The organism is Planococcus maritimus, assembly GCF_001687625.2.
In the GTDB taxonomy this organism is placed as follows: Bacteria; Bacillota; Bacilli; order Bacillales_A; family Planococcaceae; genus Planococcus; species Planococcus maritimus.
The window spans coordinates 1,791,202-1,809,595 of record NZ_CP016538.2; the positions used below are offsets into that span (position 1 = coordinate 1,791,202).

Below are 18,394 nucleotides of genomic sequence, written 5' to 3' on the forward strand. Positions count from 1 at the left end.
GAGGTTTTCAAGTTGAAAAAATGGCTTTTTCCCGGAATTCTTGCGATCGCGCTTGCCGGATGCAGCAACGGGCCTGCCAACCCTGATGAAGCGACCGCCCCAGCAGACGTTCTCGCGACGGACCTTGAAGCCCCTTGGTCAATCAATAAGCAAGGCGATGCTTTCTATATATCCGAACGAACCGGCACTGTCGCTCATATCGATGCTGATGGCCAGATGGAACGCCAGCAAGTCGAGTTCTCTTCGCCTTTATCTTCTGCTTCCGAAGCGGGATTTCTCGGATTTGTGCTGAAGCCTGATTTCGAGGACTCCAAAGAAGCCTATGGTTATTATGTGTATGAAGACAATGGCAAATCTTTCAACAAAATTGCGGAGTTCCGGTTAAATGGCGAAAGCTGGTCGGAAACAGCCGTGCTGTTATCTGGCATTCCGACAGGCAAGGTCCATCACGGCGGCAGGCTGGAATTTAGTGAAGACGGCACACTTTACGCGACGATCGGCGACGCATCGGAACCGGAACTTGCCCAAGACCCTGCTTCGGTCAACGGCAAAATTCTCCGGCTCAACGAATTTGACGAATTTGAAATTTATTCGCTCGGCCACCGAAATCCACAAGGCCTGGCATGGGACGCCGAGACGATGTATGCCGCAGAACACGGCCAGTCTGCGAATGATGAGATCAACATCATCGAGCAAAATGCCAATTATGGCTGGCCCAATATCGAAGGGGAAGAAACAGCAGAAGGTCTTGAAACGCCACTTGCTACTAGCGGCGCAGACGATACTTGGGCGCCGAGCGGAATCGATTTCCATAACGGCGCATTATACATTGCGGCGCTTCGCGGAACTGCGATCAAAGTGATGGATCCTGAATCCGCTGAAATCATTGATTCGATTGAAGGCTATGGCCGGATCCGCGATGTCCATTCAGACGGTGACAATTTGTATTTCATCACCAATAACACAGATGGCCGCGGCACCCCAACAGACGGCGACGACAAACTGTATATTTTAAATGAACAGTAAAAAGCGGAGACCAATGTCTCCGCTTTTTTTCATTTCAATAGCTTCTTCACCATCAACAATTCATCGATGTAACGGCTTCCTGCCTTTTGGGCATTCGGCGTCGTGCCAATGCGCTCGAAGCCGGAGCGTTCGTAAAAACGGACCGCGCGTGGGTTGGCGGAATTCACAGCCAGTTCAAGCTGTTCAAGCCCCTCCCATTCAACAGCAAACGCCAGCAAATGATCCAATAGCTTGGACGCAACTCCTGTACCTCTCGCTTCTTGCGCTGCATAAACGGCAAGTACTTCGGCTCGGTGGCCGGTCTTCTTACCTGACAGCCTGAGCAGCGTCATCACGGCGAGCAGTCGGCCCTCGTCATATGCACCGAATGTCACAGCTGAAGGATTGCCCAGATTTTTTGCCGTCGCACTTACTGGCCTGGCGCTTGCTTCATTGAAATCAGTCGAAAATGCATCGGCATCGGTCTGCAACGCCGTCAAGCGAAGCTCCCGGTACTGATCGGCATCGTCTTGCGTTAACCGCCGAAATTCCATTGTCTGCACCCTCTCTTTAACGAAGCTCTTGGACGATGCGCGCTTTGCCGTCTTCAACATGGAAAGTCGCATTCGCCCCGTTGACTAAAATTACTTGCGGTGGCTGATGGCCGATATCGGCATCGTAGACGACAGGAATTTTCAGCTGCTCTGCGAGTTCCTGATACACCATCTCAGCAGTATAGCCTTGTACCGGATCGTTCGCTTCGCTTCTGCCAAAGACCATACCCGAACAATTATCGAACCAGCCTGCATATTTCATTTGCAGCAAGCTGCGCTTTAAATCTGTCGTATTCATGTCGCAGTTTTCCAAAAACCAAATGACTGGTTCACCCGGAATAAATTTCTTTCGAAAAGCTTCGATACCGCCGTAAGGAGTCCCAATCAGGTGGCGAATGACGTCAATGCATCCACCTAGTAGCCGGCCTTCTAGCCGTTCTGCATGCCCTGATACGGTTTTCCAAACAGTTGGTTCCGTCAAATGGAAGACGTGAGGTGTCGGCTTGTCGTGGTCCCAAGTTTTTTGGTAGCGTTCCGACGAAACCTGTTTAATGACCGCGCCTTTTGTCAACGCAAGTACGTCCGCCCAACGCGCAGTGGTCGGGTCTGTTTCCGTGCCGCGTAAATCGACAATATTGGTACCATGAGCTGTCGCAATTCCGGTATTTAAGGTGATCGCCAATGACAACAGGCTGATATCCGAATACCCAAGCAGCCATTTCGGCGTCAGTTTCTGGAAATCAAGGTGTTCCATCAATTCGAATAGTAACTCCCCGCCCCATGGAGGAATGATGGCATCAACTCTCGAATCACGCCAGATGTTAACCAATTCCTTAGCACGAACCGCTGCAGGAGATGACTTAGCTGCCAGTTGGCTCCAAGTATTGGGGCTGCTTTTGACGGCATAGCCTTGCTTCTCCAACTGACTGATTGCCGTTTCCAGTACGTGATGCAATTCTTTTGGCACACCAGAAGACGGTGCTGTGACGCCGATGGTTTTTAATGCTCGATCGGGATAACGGATCAATGTCTCTCCTCCTTACCAATTAATATAATTGAACAATACATAAACAATGCCCAACAGTAAAGCAGCACCTAAACCGGTCAGTACGGCATGGACCAGACCATCGACCAAAAGATTCGGCTGCTTGTCGAGTCGCTTGCCTTTAAATTGCGAGAAGTCGGGCGGTGTTTCTTTTAAGTTGCGTTGCTGAACGGACAAGTCATTTTTATCGTATTGCTTACTCATTTATGAAAACTCCTATAATTTAACATTTTTAAATTATTTTACTTTTACAATTATACTAAAAACTGCGGGAAGAAAACATGCTAGTTTTTTGCATCATATCCTATATTTTGGCTATGGCTTGTTTTTTCGGGTATAGGATGTAGGTAAACTTATTTAAAGGAGGACATTATCATGAAAACATTGGTAATCGGAGCAAACGGCAAGATCGGCCAGCACTTGGTACGCTTGCTCGCGGAACATCCGGAACATACGGTGAAAGCGATGGTCCGCAAACCGGAACAGCGTGCATTTTTTGAAGACCTGCAGGCGGAAACAGTTTTAGCGAGTCTTGAAGGTAGCGTGGAGGAGCTAAAACAAGCGATGCTTGGCTGTGATGCAGTCGTCTTTACCGCCGGCAGCGGCGCTTCAACTGGCGCTGATAAAACCTTGACGGTTGATTTAGACGGCGCGGCCAAGGCCATCGAAGCTGCAGAACTTGCCGGCATCGACCGCTTTCTCATGGTCAGTGCGCTTCATGCCGATGATCGCTCACACTGGACGAAAGAAATGACACCTTATTACATTGCCAAATACCACGCCGATCGTATCTTGCAATCGAGCAGTCTTGTCTATACAATCGTCCGTCCAGGCTTGTTGACGGATGAAGCGGGAACAGGCCAAATCGCTGCAGCCGGTAAGCTCGAGCCCGGCAGCGTCTCTCGAGAAGATGTTGCAGCAGTGATAGTAGCCTGTCTTAAAGACACAGAACTCGAAAACAAAGTATTCGAGTTGACCTCAGGCAATAGTTCTATCGAAAACGCGTTAAAGACAATTTGATAACATAAAAAAGCAGGTGAAGATTATTTCTCTTCACCTGCTTTTTTATGCTTTCTTATACTCTTGGCTTTTCCAATTGCGATAGCCGATCACCACTTGGAAAACAAAGGCGATCGAACATACTGCGATCGCAATATAGCCGAGCACCGTAATCGGCTGCATAATGAGCGACTGTAAAACTAAAAGCAACATCAAAGCCGCAATCCCAAAATTGAGAATATAAGGCTTATCGTAAAATTTTTTCGATGCGATCCCGACAAAAACCGCCACCCCAATGATTGCGATAATTAACAATGTGTCCATTACATTCCATCCCTTTTTTAAAGATTAAGTCATTTCCTAAATCAACTATAGCACAATTCCAACTCAGAAAGCGGCTTGCTTTCAGCTGAAACAACAAGTAAAACCCCCACTCCACGTCTAGTGAAATGGGGGTCGTGCTCAGTCCGCTTTCAATTCTGCAACCAGCTTGTGGTAAGAATCGAAATCGAATTCGACGCTTCCTTTTTTATAAAACCATAGCACAGCCTCTTTATCGCCTTGTGCCAGCATATGCGTGACCACGGCTTTCGGGCTCGACAAATCGATGCCGGCGCGCTCCGCTTCTCGCAATTTTGACAGCATTTCCTGTTTTGTAGCCAATCGGGCTTCCCCCTTTTTTATTGCGGCAGTTCCCTTAAATCAAGCAGTACCGGCAGTTCCTGAAAATCCGGGCGTTGCATCAATTGGATCAAGCCGGCTGCCGTGTCTTCCGGGCTGCTGAGTTTGCCGCTGCTTTTATAATTACGGAAATGCTCGATCTGCGGAAAATCCTCTTCCCCGCTTTCCCGGATGCGCTCTTGCATGCCGGTGTCGATGATGCCGGGCGCGACGGATACCGCTTTTAAGTTATCGTATTCTGCATCGAGGCAAGTGGTGTAATGGTCAAGGCCCGCCTTGCCCGCACAATAAGCACTCCAGCCCTGGACTTGTTTTCTTCCTGCTCCTGAGGAGATATTCACGATGCGGCGCTTTTCCAAAGATTCTGTCTCGCGCAAGAAAGCGGAGGACAAACTCATCGGTGCGGTCAAGTTTAAGGTGATGCTTTTCGCGATGTCTTGGCTCTCGTTGGCCGCTGCAAAGCCGATTGGTTCAACCGTACCGGCGTTATTGATCAGCGTGATCGCATCAGTCTCAGCCGAAATATTCTGTGCTGCTTGAGCCATGACTTGGGAAATGCCGTCAATATCGGTCAAATCGTGGGTGATGAATAACGCGCCTGTCCAGTCGGTTGGTTTCGAACGGGCAATGCCAATCACTTGCTGGCCGGATGCTGCTAATTGCTTGCTGAGTGCTAGGCCGATGCCTTTTGAAGCACCGGTAATGATAAACGTTTCCATCCTTACACCTCTACTCCATTTTTTTCATACATCACTTCGCCTGCGACGACTGTCATTTCCACTTCGGCGTTTAGTAATTGCTCAACGGGCCCTTCGAACAAATCACGATCGAATACGGTGAAATCCGCATCGAATCCTTCTTTGATCAAGCCGCGGCGATGTTCCATACAAATCGCTTGTGCGCTGCCGTAAGTATACAGGCGAATCGCTTCGAAACGGCTGAGCTTTTGGTCGGGCAAATAGCCTTCATGCGTTTCTTCAGGGCTTCTGCGTGCAACTGCCGCAAATAAGCCTTGGCGCGGATCGACTTCCTCAATCGGTGCATCGGAACCGCCAGCGCAAATGACGCCCTCATCCAATAGCGTCTTCCAGGCATACGACAAAGCAAGTCGATCATCGCCGAGGCGCTCCACGACCCATGGGAAATCAGACGGCACAAAGCTCGGCTGCAAATCGAGTGCCACGTCAAGCTGTTTCAGACGTTCGAGTAGGTCTGCTCTCAACACCATGGCATGGATCAGACGATCTCGTTTGCCTTCAGGCGTTGGGTAGGCTTCGATGGCGTCAAGCGCTTTTTCCATGGCAAAGTCACCGATAACATGGATAGCGACCGCTTCGCCGTGTTTTCTTGCGACCGACACGAGGCGTTTTAATTCTTCGTCTGAATGAATTGCCACACCGCTCGTTGATGGGTCGTCTGTATAGGGGCGGCTGAGCAGCGCGGTTCTTCCGCCGATCGAACCGTCAGCAAATAATTTCATCGGGCCTGGGTCGATAAACGGTTCTAGATACTCAGCGTTTTCCATCATTTCTTCAAAAGCCACATGGGCGCGCAGCAAATGGGCACGGAACTTCGTCTCCTTACCGATGACATTATGGAAAGCTTGCAGTGGACGTGAATAATGGCCGTAATACCCCATGTCTTCTGTATGGCCGCCCGTTAATCCGAGTTTTAATAAATCGTCAACCGAAGTTTTCAACGCTTTCGTCAAATACTCGACGCTCACTTCCGGTACGACATTAGCTACTAAATCCTGTGCGGCATCGAGCAAATAGCCTGTCGGTTCGCCGTTCGTATCGCGGACAATGACGCCGCCTTCTGGATCTACGGTTTCTTTCGTAATACCTGCTAGCTCAAGCGCACGTGAATTGGCAAGTACCGCGTGGCGGCATACGCGCTTTAGCATCATGGGTGATTCACAGATAGCGTCGAGTTCGCTGCGGTGGAAAATTTTCCGGTCCGGGAAATTGTTTTCATTCCACCCTTCGCCGATAAACCATTCATCGCCTGAATGGTTTTGCGTCGACTGGATCAATTGTTGTCTCATATCGTCTGAACTGTCGATTTTCGACAAATCGACGCGCATCAGCTTTTCTCCGTGCTGGATCAGATGCAGGTGGCTATCGACAAGCCCTGGATACATGGTGCGGCCGGCCAAATCGATTTCCTTGTCGGCTAGTTGATGCAATTCCTCATATGAACCTGTTTTTTCTATGCGATCATCAGAGACGAGAACCGCATCGACAGTTTCGCCCTCTGTTGTCATCGTGTAAATTTGTCCACCGTAAATAAGCACCTTCATCTAATACCACTCCTTTTCTCTTTGTTCATCATAAATATATTTTTCAGTGCATTCAATAAGTTTGGCTGGAAACAGTAAACTTTTTCTGCATACACACACAAATACATGCATCCCCCATTTATGATATACTATGCACAACTTTAGAAAGCTGAGGTGAGCTCCCGGACATGGGGGACGAATTGGACAGTATATTTTATCTTTATATCACAACCGCAAGTATTCTTTTATTTTTTACCGCTTTTTTTGTAGGAGCGGAATTCTCCATTATCCGGGTGCGCTTATCGCGTATTGAACAAGCCTTATCGGAAGGGCGCAAAAACGCCAATTGGCTGGAAAAAATCAGCAATAATCTTGACTATTATTTATCCGTTTCGCGCTTCGGCATCGCCATCACGGCAATTGGCCTTGGCTGGCTGTCGAAAAACATCGCCGAGCTGCCTGCCGTGCGGTCCGTAACAGATTATGCCGGTTCCGCTGCGGCGGGCCCTGTCGCATACATCGCGGTGCTCGTACTGGTCTTTATCGTCCGTGCGATCATCGGAGAACTGGCGCCGAAAGCTTTAGCCGCACAGTATGCAGAACGCGCAGCATTTCGCCTCGCGCCTGCCCTGAGTCTTGCCGGCAGTTTGTTTGCACCGGTGCTTTGGCTTCTTAATGCGGCGGCACGGCTCTTGTTACGTCCTCTTGGCATTCGGACATTGCAGCCGGAGTACGGTCATTCTGAAGAAGATTTAAAGCATTTGATGCACGAAAGTTATCAGAGCGGCGAGATCAACCAGAACGAGCTGGCGTATATGCAAAACATCTTTTCCTTTGATGAGCGGCTGGCAAAAGACATCATGTTGCCAAGAACGCAGATGATTACTATTTCACTAGAGATGGACCACGATGAATTAATGGAAATTATAGAAGAACATCAATATACACGCTATCCTGTCACCGAGGAAGGTGATAAAGATGCTATCATTGGCTTTGTTAACATTAAAGAATTGTTGACAAGTTATACAACAGCCGGAGATCTCTCCAAAAGCTTAACGATCCACGATTTGCCGTTCGTCCATGATCAGGCGCCAATCCAGGATGTGCTATTGCGCATGCAAAGCCAGCACGTTCATATGGCGATCGTCGTTGATGAATACGGCGGTACGGCCGGCGTCATCACAATGGAAGATATCTTGGAGGAAATTGTCGGCGAAATCCGAGACGAATTCGACCACGACGAAACCGACGACATCAAACGTGTGGATCACCATAATTTTCTCGTCAACGGCCGTGTGCTATTGTCCGAACTTGAAGCCCGCTTCCCAATCGAATTCGAGGAAAGCGAAGACATCGATACTGTCGGCGGCTGGGTCCAGATGATGGATACCGACATCGCAGAAGGCGGGGTCATCGATTTGACCGACTTCCGCTTTATCGTGCGCGAGATGGAAAATCACCAGATTATTACTGTTCAATTAAATAAAAAAATTACAGCCTAAAAATAGAGAGCTGTCTCAAAAGTCAGGAAAAACGACTTTTGAGACAGCTCTCTTTTTTTCATTACTTATTGGCGTAAATTGACTATAGCTCCAATGATGCATGTTTTCTATTTGAAGCTGAATTTTCGAATCTGCCGTTATATGTAAAGGGTAAACACCCCCCTTACATAAAAAGACGACAAAGAGACTCCCCTTTGTCCTCTTGCTATTCTGTGCTACCAAGATCTCTGCCCATCAAATCGGCTGAAACCGGCTGGCGGTTCAATTCACGCGACCACACTGATAATTGGCCGATATGGTGGATTTCATGTGCGATAATGTGATGCATCACATCGCCCCAGCGGTCCCTGTATTCGGTACCGTCTTTGTCGGTAGAAACAAGAATGCGGTCTTCCATGTGGCTGTCCCAATTGGCAACAAATTCTTCGACTTCCTCCTTGAAGCGTGAATCCAGTGCGCGTATTTTTTCAAGGCTATGATAGTCATCGAAAGTTCCTTTAAAATCCGATTTTCCTTGCAATACACGGATCCAACTCCACTCCACGTCTAGAATATGAAACAGTGTTTCAAGAATGCCGCCAATGCCGCCTGTTCGTTTCTTCAGCAGTTCTTCATCGCTGATTTTTTCGCACCATTGGTACCATTCTTCTCTAACTATCCAATTATAGTGAAATAGCGTCTTCATGAGCGTCCTCCGATTGCTGGTTGCTGTTTTAGTCAACGCAGAAAATGGGGAACCTGCTAGTATCGAGGCGTCCCCATTTTTCTTATTCTTTGTCTTGTAACAACGATTTCTCGTATTCGAATTTCTTCATTAACATTTCGCCCGTATAGCCTTCTTCGATCAATTTGGCCAATACGGCTTTTGTTTGGTCATCTGCCGCTTCCGGATGCTCGTCGCGGTCAAACTCCACAACACTGTCCTCATCAGAGATCCAGTCAGAATAACTGCCAACATACAACTTCAAACCTTCGTGTTGTTTTTCTGCAAGCATGGCATACAAGGCCGCTGCCGTGACGCCGCTGCCGCAATATACAACAGCCGGTTCTTTCGGCTGTAGCAAGTTGCCAAACTCTTCGTCGGTGCGGAACGCCTGATTCGATACCAGTTGAGACCAATCATAATTGCGTGCGCCCGGTATTCTGCCGGCGACCGCATCGATTGGTTCACTTGTTCCGGCATAGCGTTCAGCTGAACGCGCGTCGATCAAGACGCCCAATTCTTTGCCATCGACGATTTGCTGTACATCGCTTCTTGTCGCCAGCAATTGATCATGAAACTCCGGAGTCACTGATGACGCCGAGTATGCTGTCAGCTCTGTTGAAGTGGCAACGCCTTGCTGCTTCAATTCGTTAAACCCGACGCGGCTGATATGGGCATTTTCAAATCCGGCATAAGTGAGCAGCCACCAAGCCCGCGCAGCGTAGGGAGAGCCTCCTTGGTCATAGACGACGATTGTATCGGTCAACTCCAAACCAGCCGCTTGGAACAATTGTGTGAGCTGTTCCTTGCCTGGCATTGGATGGCGGCCGTTGTTTGACGCCATATCAGACAAATCGCTCTCTAAATCCCAGTGAATCGCACCTTTTACGTGTTCCGCCGCAAAACTTTTGCGTCCCCAAGCGGAATCCTTCAAGTCAAAACGCGCATCGATCCACCGAATATTCTCTGTGTCTACCGTTTCAATAAAAACAGTCATGTTATCCCCTGCCTTCCATCAATTTTTCATGCAATTGTTTCCATTGTGTCAAAATCTCGCTTTGCTGTAGTAGGCTGCGTTCTGATTCGATCTGTTCGATTGCTTGGCGCTGGATATGCTGCCGCAACCCTTCCGCTTCTTGTTCAATCCAGAACTCCGCCCATTCAATTAATGCAGCTTTTTCCTGCTCCAAATAACGGTCAGCGTCCGGTTCCATCATTCCCTGCAGGGCGTCACGCATCGCTTCTTTTTCATTTTTCTCAAAAAAGCTCTTATTGTTTTTGTAATACGATTTGACTGTGGAGTAGTCGGCCTCGTTAAACGGTTGCCCAGCTTCTAAGAGCTGTGCTTCTTTCACTTCGTATGGAAGTAAGGAGAACTCAGCATTCCAGTCCTTTAGTTTGGCCGCATCGTCTTTAAAGCGTTCCGTCAACTTTTTCTCAACAAACCGCGCAAGACGCAGATTGGTCACTCTCATCTCTTGCTGAAAATCGAAAGCCGTCATTTCCCGCAAATCGCGCAAAGCCGTTTCGAGCGCTTGCTTTGATGATTCCCTTGAAAACAAGGAAGGGTTGAAGGCTTCTTTGAAGAAATCATTAAAACGATAGAACACGCGCTGCTTGACGTAATACAATAATTCGCCAAGCTCTTGGCTCGCTTCTTGCTCCAACACTGGCGCCATCGTCTCGCTATAGCGTTTGCGAACTTTTTGTTCCACTTGCTTTAACTCTTCTAACCGTTCATCCTTACGTTCCAAGTTTTTCTCAGTCGACTGGATCAAATGGCGGAAACGGTCTACCGTTTTCTGTTCTTCTTCAGAAAGCGACTGGACCGCCATTCCTTTCAGTTCTTCTTTCAGGAAATGTTGGAAGTCTTCTTCGAACTCCTGCATGCCGGACACAGCGCGATCTTTCAAGGCCTGCAAGCTTGATACGCCGAACAAGCGCGGAAAACGGATCCCGAATCGCTGCAATTCATTGCCGACATAATCGATGACTGCCTGCTTTTCTTCTTCGCTATTCGCCAAATCGATGGCGTTGACTACGAAAAACATCTTGTCCATTTCAAAGGCATCTTTTACGCGGCCGAGCTGGATCAAAAACTCGCGGTCTGCTCGGGCAAAGGCGTGGTTGTAATAAGTGATGAATAAAACAGCATCAGCATTGCGGATGTATTCGAAAGCGACATTCGTGTGGCGCGCATTGATCGAATCCGCACCCGGTGTATCCACTAAAGTCACGCCGTTTCTCGTCAATTCACAATCGTAATAAAAATCGATTTCCTCCACAAAACAACTGCGCTCTTCTTTGGCGACGTACAAGCTAAATTCTTCGCGGTTGACGCGTAAGGTTTCACCAAGATTTCTAGAGAAAGCTTCATAGCCGCCTTTAAACGCCAGCAAAAACGACTTGTGGATTTGCTGCTCAGACGTTGCTTCATCTGGCAAGGTATCTGTTTTGGCATAAGCTTCCTCTAGTGTTGCGACATTTATACCGAAGACGGCAAACGAATTTTTGACATCTTCCGTCATGGCCGCCACGGTCTTCAAACGCACATCGGCCGTTTCGTGTGGATGCGCTTCAGCGACCGGGCGAATACGGTTGATGGTCGCAGTTGTCGGGTTCGGGGAGACCGGCAATACCGTCTCGCCCATCAAAGCATTTGAAAAAGAGGATTTTCCGGCACTAAAAGCACCGAATAAGGCGATGGTGAATTCTTGGCCTTCTAAGCGCTTCGCTTTGCGCTTTAAATAGGCGACCGTCTCTGCGAATCCACGGACTGGCTCCAGAATATCGGCGGTTTGATTGACACGCGACAGGACTTCCTGTTCATCGAACGAAGCCAGTTCTGCTTTTTGTGCGTTTTCGCCATCTTCCCAGTGCTGCTGTTCTGCCTCTTCAAGCATCGACGGCGTAAATTCCACCATGTCGTCAGCCGACAAATCAAATTCTTCCTGCCAATTCGCTACTTGTTGTTCCGCCGCATCCATTTGCTTTGGCAATATGGCCGTGAACGATTTTTTGACTTTATCGATCGCTTCGTCCATTTCCTCAAGCGTACGGATTGCATGCACTTTCTGTTCGAGCGATTCGGATTTCATGTCGATTTCCACTCCCGCATCGTCCGGCAGCCCTTCAAAGCTTTGCTGTTGGCGGGCTTTCCATGGATCGGTTTCCTGGATGAGCCAGCGCTGCACTTGGGCAGTCAAACTTTTGCTGACATTCAGCACCGTATCCGCCGTCATCGTGGCCGTTTCAGGAACATTCTCTTCAACGACTGTAAACGGCAAGTCGAATTGCATTTTGTCGATTTCCAGCGACTCATTATCCGTCAACAAGCCCGCTTCTCGGAGTGAAGTCTTCATCAATTTTTTTAAATGGCCCGACATTTGGGAGTCGATCGTTTTCGATAACTTGTCTTGAAGATCTTTTTTACGGTTCTCTCGCTCTTCCTCGGTTTTTTTGCCGCTGAACAGCAAGCCCACTTTGAATCCTGGTTGACGAGCTTCGATATAAGGACTTAACGCATCTCTTACTTCATAGGGCATGATATTGGCGTTTTCCAGCAACTCTTTGCGCTTTTTCTCGAAATTCGCTCGCCAAGTGTCGTAGTCCTGAACCGAACTACGGCGCTTGATCAGTTCGTGCTCTTTTTTCAAGTCTTCGCGCGCAGCCCATTCTTCTTCTGACAACACATTTGAGAATGCTTCCAGCCGCTCTGCTTTTTCATCTTCCAAAAAGCCGATATGTTCATCCTTTAATTGGCGCATAGCAGAAGCTGTGGCTTCACCAAGATGCCCTTGCCAATTGTCCATGACCGAAGAGACGAGCTGTTTAACTTCCGGAAATTCATTGCCGGGGAAGTCGTGGACTTTTAAAGAAGTGAAAAAGATGCCTTTTGGTTCGACGCCCCAGGCTGAAAAACTATCGGACACCGATTGCTCGAATTCTTCAAAACTCATTTCGCTTTCCTGATGTTTATCGATTTGGTTGACGATCAAATAAAGGTCCGTATATTTTTGCAATTCCCGCGTGAAATTAAAATTCAATTCGGATTGCACGTGGTTATAATCCATCACATAAAACACCATGTCCGCTACGTGCAAGGCAGATTCTGTCGACATTCTATGGGCGTCATCCGTCGAATCGACACCTGGCGTATCCATGACCGTGATGCCCTCTGGCAATACCGATGCCGAATGCCCAATGTCAATTTGCGTAACATCGCCACTCTTACAGAAATCCTTAACCGCCTGGAAATCGTAATTCTCTGGGAAGTACACAGGACGATCTTCTCTTCGGTTGACGATTGCGTAATCCTTTTCTGCTTTGTGGACATTGACGATGTTGGCGCTTGTTGGAATCGGGCTTGATGGCAATAAAGTTTCTCCCGTCAACGCGTTAATCATCGACGATTTTCCAGAGGAGAAATGGCCGGCAAAGCCGATGATGAATTGGTCTTTCAATATTTTGCGCGCAAACAATTCGGCTTTTTCTTTGCGTTCCGTGTCTTCGTTGTCTTTGAAAATCCGGTAAAGATGCGCCGTTTCGATTAATTCTTGCTTATGGTCTGTCGCTGTCATATGTATATCTCCTTCACCGTTACTTCTATTCATCATATCATTTTTTCCGGCAGAACGAAAAACATCCTTCCATTACTGGAAGGATGTTAAAGCTGTCGAGAAAGTTAAAAAGTCGTATTTTCCGAAGCTTATCGCACGACTCCGTGGGCTCGCGCCCAAGCCTCCTCAGTCGCTGTGCTCCTTGCGGGGTCTCGGTCGTCTCGCTTTACCACCGGAGTCGAGCGAACACTTCTCCAAATACTAGGACCATTCATTGATTTTTTCATTGTGAAATAGTTTCACACTCTTTTTGTTTATAGGAGCTTATAGACTTCTTTAACATTCTGAACAACCTTCCATTACCGGAAGGATGTTTCTTCAGGAAAATCCGTGGATCGACATGCCGCCGTCAATGAACAAAGTCTGCCCCGTGATATAGCCTGCAGCATCCGAAGCCAAGAACACGACAGGCGAAGCCACTTCTGGCAACTCGCCGACACGTTTAAGCGGTGTAACAGCAAGAATTTCATCCATGTATTGCGGATCCGAAAGCACTTTCTCAGTTAATGGCGTGCGGAAGTACCAAGGACCAATTGCATTGACGCGGATACCGCGTTCGCCCCACTCCATCGCCATCACTTTAGTCATTTGAATAATTGCTGCTTTAGAAGCTGCATAGATGACGCCGGTTTTCAATGCCCGATCGCCACCGACGGAACTGACGTTGATGATCGACGCCCCTTTAGTCATATGTTTGGAAGCTTCCTGGGAAAACATGAATACACTCTGTGAATTGGTGTCCATGATTTTATGCCATTCGCTGTCCGTCGCATCATCTAGTTTTGACCGGATATTCATCCCCGCATTATTGACAAGTATATCAATACTACCGAACCGCTCGATGGCTTGTTCGATTGCAGTTTGAATGTCGTTGCGATTCGTTACATCCGCCACTGCATAGGACGTGCGCTCGCTATCCATTTCCTGCAACACTTGTTCGAGGTCGCTTTCAGTCCGCGCAACGAGCAGGACGTTTGCTCCTGCTTCACCGAGTGCAAGCGCGATAGAGCGCCCAATGCCTTTCCCTGCGCCAGTCACAATGGCGGTCTTGCCTTCTAGTCGAAAAGATGCCAACACAGGCACAGCCCCCTTAGTCATTTGTTATTCACTTAGTCGATATCTTCTGCATGTTGTCGAGCATTACTTCAGCTGATAAATCTTAGTATATTTCGCTTCGAGATAGTCGGCTAGATGACTTCCATTCAAGCCCTCTCCTGTTGCTTCTTCTAGCAGTTCAAGTGGTTTTTTCACCGCACCGTGTTGGTGGACTTTATCCGTTAGCCATGCCGTGACGGGCCCGATTTCTCCATTCGCCAATAGCTCATCGAAATTCGGGATATCTTGTTGCATGGCTTTTTTGAATTGCGCTGCATATAGTAAACCCAGTGCATAGGAAGGGAAATAGCCAAAGCTGCCGCCTGCCCAGTGGACATCCTGAAGCACACCTTCTCCGTCGTGTTCCGGACGGATTCCTAGGTATTCTTCGTATTTATCGTTCCACAAGACTGGAAGGTCCTTCACTTCGTAATCGCCATCGAATAGCCCTTTCTCCAATTCGTAGCGGATCATAATATGAAGAGCATAAGTTAATTCGTCTGCTTCGATGCGGATTAACGAAGGTTTTGATTCATTGATCGCTGCAAGGAATTCATCAAGCGTTACCGCTTTGAATGAGTCGGGTGCATACGATAAGAATTTTTCGTAGTTATTGCGCCAGAATGACTCATTGCGCCCGACAAAATTTTCGAAGAACAAAGATTGCGATTCATGGATGCCCATGGAAGAACCGCCATCGACCGGCAAGCCACTTAATTCACTGCTGATGTTTTGTTCATACAAGGCATGTCCCGCTTCGTGGATCGTACCGAAGACGGCCGTGCGGAAGTCCTGCTCATCATATTTGGTCGTCACTCGGACATCTCCACGGTTCACAGCGATCATAAATGGATGCACCGTTTCGTCTAGACGTCCTGCCTCGAAATCATAGCCCAATTGTTGCAAGACATCCAAACTGAAATCCTGTTGGGCTTGTTTCGGGAAGTGCCCATACAAAAATTCCGTATTTGGCTGATTTTCAGATTCTTGGATTTGTTTGACGAGCGGCACGATGCGTTCTCTCAACTGTCCAAACACTTTATCCAACTGCTCGGTCGTAACGCCTGGCTCGTATTGGTCCAAAAGCGTGTTGTAGACACTGCCGTTTTTCATGCCCCAATACCCGACAAAGCGGCGCGTCGTTTCCACGAGTTGCTCGAGATACGGCTGGAACATCGCGAAATCTTTTTGTTCTTTCGCCTGTTCCCAAACGGATTCCGCTTTGCTTGTTAAGACGACAAACTCACGGTATTCTTCCGGTGGAATTTTGGCATTCAATTGGTATTCACGGTCCGACTCTTCTACCGAACGCTGCATGGCCGTTGATAAGCCTTGTTGCGTTTTCAGTTCAGCAATTAGCTTGCCATAGTCCTCGGATGTGGACAATGCAAAGAGGTCGGAAGATAAGGTTCCGATCGTCTCCGAACGTAAGTCTTGTCCTTTTTTCGGTGCACCTGTGCGCATATCCCAGTACAGCAAGGAGATCGCTTCGTTATAACTTGTCATTTTCTGGTGTAGTTCCCTGAATTGTTGTTCCATTGACACAATATTCCTCCTTCTTTACCGATTTATTGTACCATAAGGAGGCTTTTCTTCGCCGCTCTAGCTTTGCCAATTTTAATTTTCAGTTGGAACATCAATGAAAAAACAAAAATAGGGGCTCTCCCAAAAGGTCATGAAAAGTGACTTTTAGGGGCAGTCTCTTTTCTTCTAAAGAAATGGCTGATGTCCATTTCGACGGACGCTTTCCGCGGGCACGGCCTTAGCCGCTTCCCTCGCTTCGCTCAGTCCAGGGTCTTCGGCTCGCGTCGCTCCTTCGCTTCGCTCAGTCACTGTTCCCGCTGGAGTCGCCGTCTCCATTCTCATCAGCCAACTACTCTCAGGTGCCTCACCGATAAATCAAAAACAGACAGAGAAAAAGAATTTTTTCTCCGTCTGTTTTATTTTAGGGACTTATGAGACAGCCTCTTCTAAAGCTTATATCTTATTCAACGGTTTTTCGCCGCTACCGGCAAAACATTCTGCCAGAGGTGTTCAATGCGCAGTTCTTCTTCAGTCAACAGCAAATGAATTTCGCCGTGGTCGGAAGAAGAACGGATAAGCCGTCCGACGCCTTGCTGCAGCCGCAGCTGCATGAATGGCAAGTCGATCTCTTCAAGCGGATGTTCGCTGAATTTGCGTTTGGCATCAAATACCGGATCGCTTGGCGGCATTGGCAAATCGACAATGATGACTTTGGTCAAGGCATCTCCTGGCAAGTCCATGCCTTCCCATAGATGGTGAGAGCACAATACTTGGAATTTGCCTTCTTGGAAATCACGCACAACAGAAGACAATTCACGGTCGCCTTCAAATTCGATGGCAATTGATGAATCTGTCGGCACTGCACGTTTGAAAGATTGCATGGCGGCTTTAGATTTAAAGAGCACTAAAGTCTGTCCACCTTCCGCTGCCAACTCCATGACACGGGACGCTTTTTCTTCCTGTGCAACGGGGTGTTTGAAGATTTCCATCACTTCTTCGTATTCAAACGGAGATGGCACCGAGAATGACTCGAAGTCATCGATGCCTAGCGTATCCGCCAAATAAGTGAAATCTTTAGCTACGGATAAGGTAGCGGAAGAAAAGACGATTGGCAATTTGCCTTCAAACAATTTTTCTTCAAGAATATCTGTGACAAGGCGCGGCATGATCACTAAAGTTTCAATTTCGTCTTTTTCTTCGAGCCAACTGATGGCATCGCCATTTTCAACAAACAAGCCCATCGAGAAGTTGTATTGCTCGAAATACTCCTCGGCCAAGTTCAGTTCGTATTCGGGAATGCTGAACAATTCGCCTTCGAAGACGAACTCCTCCAACAAAGTATCGACCGTTTTGATCAATTCCGTTCCGATGCGTTTCAATAGCGGATCTTCCCGAATCGCTTTGCGGTCTTCCTCGCTTGGGATCAAATTGCTTCGCAGCACGCGGAAAAATTCGGTATGCAAATCAATTGTCCGTTCAATCAAACCGAGCGTTTTTTCACGGACACCGTCGACCATGACTTTTTCCGTAACATCGTAAAGCGAGCTTTCCTGTACTTCATAAGTCAGTGCGCGCTGTGCCGCAAACTCGAGTAAATGCCCTTCATCAAGCACAATTTGAGAAACTTCCGGAAGCAACGGGGCTTGGCCTTCATGCTTGCGGTTTTCTTTTGTCCAAATATGCTCCATCAGAAAATCGTGTGAGCAGATGACGAGATCGGTCGCTTCCCGGTAATGGTTGCGGTGCAAGGTCAATCCGCATTTATTGCGCATATCGCAAGCATTGCAGTTTTGGATGGGGTGGTAATTGACTTGCTGCCACTGATCATCCGTCAGTTCCGGATAACTCGAGCGTTCGCCATATGGATACATTTGCTGCATCGAATAAGTTTTGTTGACGAATTCGGGAAGCGTGTCTTCGATATGGTCGAGAAAATCCGCTTCGCTGCGTTTTTTCGCCCCTTCAAATCGTTGCAAGCATAAATACTGGTCACGTGATTTGGCGAGACGGACATCTAGATTCAAATCGAACAACTCGTCTAACCGGTCGATGTCGCCGCCTTTTTTGACCAATTGCTCGATCAAAGCTTCGTCTGCACATGAAATGAGTGCAGGCTTTCCTGTATAACGTGCATAAGCGATAGCGGGCAATAAATAAGCCATTGTCTTGCCTGTCCCGACACCCGCTTCTGCAAACAGCACTTGTCTTTCTTTTAATGCTTTTTCCAATTGAAACGACATGAAAATCTGTTCATCGCGGAGTTCATAACCTTTTTCAGGCAATATATCGTAGAAGATATCCCCGATCCAATCGTTCAATGAGTCAAAGAATGTTTTATCTTTAGATAATGGAAATGGCAATGCTTGTCTCATATAAAACCCCTCAT

Annotated in this window: 16 protein-coding genes; 3 read left to right on the top strand and 13 right to left on the bottom strand. The window is 47.8% G+C overall.

Annotated elements, in window-relative coordinates:
• Positions 1–12 precede the first annotated feature (12 nt).
• On the top strand, positions 13–1,026 hold the full coding sequence (locus tag BBI11_RS09040) for a PQQ-dependent sugar dehydrogenase (RefSeq protein WP_068462566.1): 1,014 nt from the start codon (positions 13–15) through the stop codon (positions 1,024–1,026).
• A gap of 29 nt (positions 1,027–1,055) precedes the next feature.
• Here the strand turns inward: BBI11_RS09040 and BBI11_RS09045 are convergent, their stop codons facing one another.
• From BBI11_RS09045 to BBI11_RS09055, 3 genes are read right to left on the bottom strand one after another with little or no spacing between them, the layout of a single operon-like run.
• Positions 1,056–1,559, bottom strand: a complete 504-nt coding sequence (locus BBI11_RS09045; RefSeq protein ID WP_068462568.1) for a GNAT family N-acetyltransferase — start codon at positions 1,557–1,559, stop codon at positions 1,056–1,058.
• 16 nt (positions 1,560–1,575) lie between these two features.
• A complete protein-coding gene (locus tag BBI11_RS09050) occupies positions 1,576–2,586 on the bottom strand; it encodes a S66 family peptidase (RefSeq protein WP_068462570.1) in 1,011 nt (336 codons plus the stop codon).
• A 12-nt stretch (positions 2,587–2,598) separates the two neighbouring features.
• On the bottom strand, positions 2,599–2,808 hold the full coding sequence (locus BBI11_RS09055; protein ID WP_068462572.1) for a hypothetical protein: 210 nt from the start codon (positions 2,806–2,808) through the stop codon (positions 2,599–2,601).
• Positions 2,809–2,979: 171 nt separating this feature from the next.
• On the opposite strand from BBI11_RS09055, the gene BBI11_RS09060 reads away from it, so the two are divergent.
• Positions 2,980–3,624 (top strand): SDR family oxidoreductase, encoded by a 645-nt coding sequence (locus BBI11_RS09060; RefSeq protein ID WP_068462574.1) that lies wholly within the window; start codon positions 2,980–2,982, stop codon positions 3,622–3,624.
• A gap of 45 nt (positions 3,625–3,669) precedes the next feature.
• On the opposite strand, the gene BBI11_RS09065 is transcribed toward BBI11_RS09060, so the two are convergent.
• The 4 genes from BBI11_RS09065 to BBI11_RS09080 all read right to left on the bottom strand — a co-directional run bounded on the left by BBI11_RS09065 (position 3,670) and on the right by BBI11_RS09080 (position 6,586).
• The gene (locus BBI11_RS09065) at positions 3,670–3,927 is read right to left on the bottom strand and encodes a hypothetical protein (protein ID WP_068462577.1); all 258 of its coding nucleotides are present in this window, start codon (positions 3,925–3,927) and stop codon (positions 3,670–3,672) included.
• Between the two features lie 138 nt (positions 3,928–4,065).
• Entirely contained in the window at positions 4,066–4,266 is a 201-nt protein-coding gene (locus tag BBI11_RS09070; RefSeq protein WP_237150251.1) for a hypothetical protein, read from the bottom strand.
• Positions 4,267–4,283: 17 nt separating this feature from the next.
• On the bottom strand, positions 4,284–5,003 hold the full coding sequence (locus BBI11_RS09075) for an SDR family NAD(P)-dependent oxidoreductase (RefSeq protein WP_068462578.1): 720 nt from the start codon (positions 5,001–5,003) through the stop codon (positions 4,284–4,286).
• 2 nt (positions 5,004–5,005) lie between these two features.
• Positions 5,006–6,586, bottom strand: a complete 1,581-nt coding sequence (locus tag BBI11_RS09080; RefSeq protein ID WP_068462580.1) for an amidohydrolase — start codon at positions 6,584–6,586, stop codon at positions 5,006–5,008.
• A 167-nt stretch (positions 6,587–6,753) separates the two neighbouring features.
• On the opposite strand from BBI11_RS09080, the gene BBI11_RS09085 reads away from it, so the two are divergent.
• Positions 6,754–8,067 carry a hemolysin family protein gene (locus BBI11_RS09085; RefSeq protein ID WP_237150252.1) on the top strand — a complete coding sequence of 438 codons (1,314 nt, stop codon included), beginning with the start codon at positions 6,754–6,756 and terminating at the stop codon, positions 8,065–8,067.
• Between the two features lie 205 nt (positions 8,068–8,272).
• Here BBI11_RS09085 and BBI11_RS09090 read toward each other — a convergent pair whose 3' ends face one another.
• From BBI11_RS09090 to BBI11_RS09115, 6 genes are all read right to left on the bottom strand, one after another.
• Positions 8,273–8,752, bottom strand: coding sequence for a DinB family protein (locus BBI11_RS09090; RefSeq protein WP_068462581.1), 480 nt, complete (start codon positions 8,750–8,752; stop codon positions 8,273–8,275).
• A gap of 82 nt (positions 8,753–8,834) precedes the next feature.
• Positions 8,835–9,767 carry a sulfurtransferase gene (locus tag BBI11_RS09095; protein WP_068462584.1) on the bottom strand — a complete coding sequence of 311 codons (933 nt, stop codon included), beginning with the start codon at positions 9,765–9,767 and terminating at the stop codon, positions 8,835–8,837.
• A gap of 1 nt (position 9,768) precedes the next feature.
• Positions 9,769–13,350 carry a dynamin family protein gene (locus tag BBI11_RS09100; protein ID WP_068462586.1) on the bottom strand — a complete coding sequence of 1,194 codons (3,582 nt, stop codon included), beginning with the start codon at positions 13,348–13,350 and terminating at the stop codon, positions 9,769–9,771.
• Positions 13,351–13,707: 357 nt separating this feature from the next.
• Entirely contained in the window at positions 13,708–14,466 is a 759-nt protein-coding gene (locus BBI11_RS09105; protein ID WP_068462588.1) for an SDR family NAD(P)-dependent oxidoreductase, read from the bottom strand.
• Between the two features lie 63 nt (positions 14,467–14,529).
• The gene (locus BBI11_RS09110) at positions 14,530–16,023 is read right to left on the bottom strand and encodes a carboxypeptidase M32 (protein ID WP_068462590.1); all 1,494 of its coding nucleotides are present in this window, start codon (positions 16,021–16,023) and stop codon (positions 14,530–14,532) included.
• A 449-nt stretch (positions 16,024–16,472) separates the two neighbouring features.
• Positions 16,473–18,380, bottom strand: coding sequence for an ATP-dependent DNA helicase (locus BBI11_RS09115; protein WP_068462591.1), 1,908 nt, complete (start codon positions 18,378–18,380; stop codon positions 16,473–16,475).
• Between the last annotated feature and the right edge of the window lie 14 nt (positions 18,381–18,394).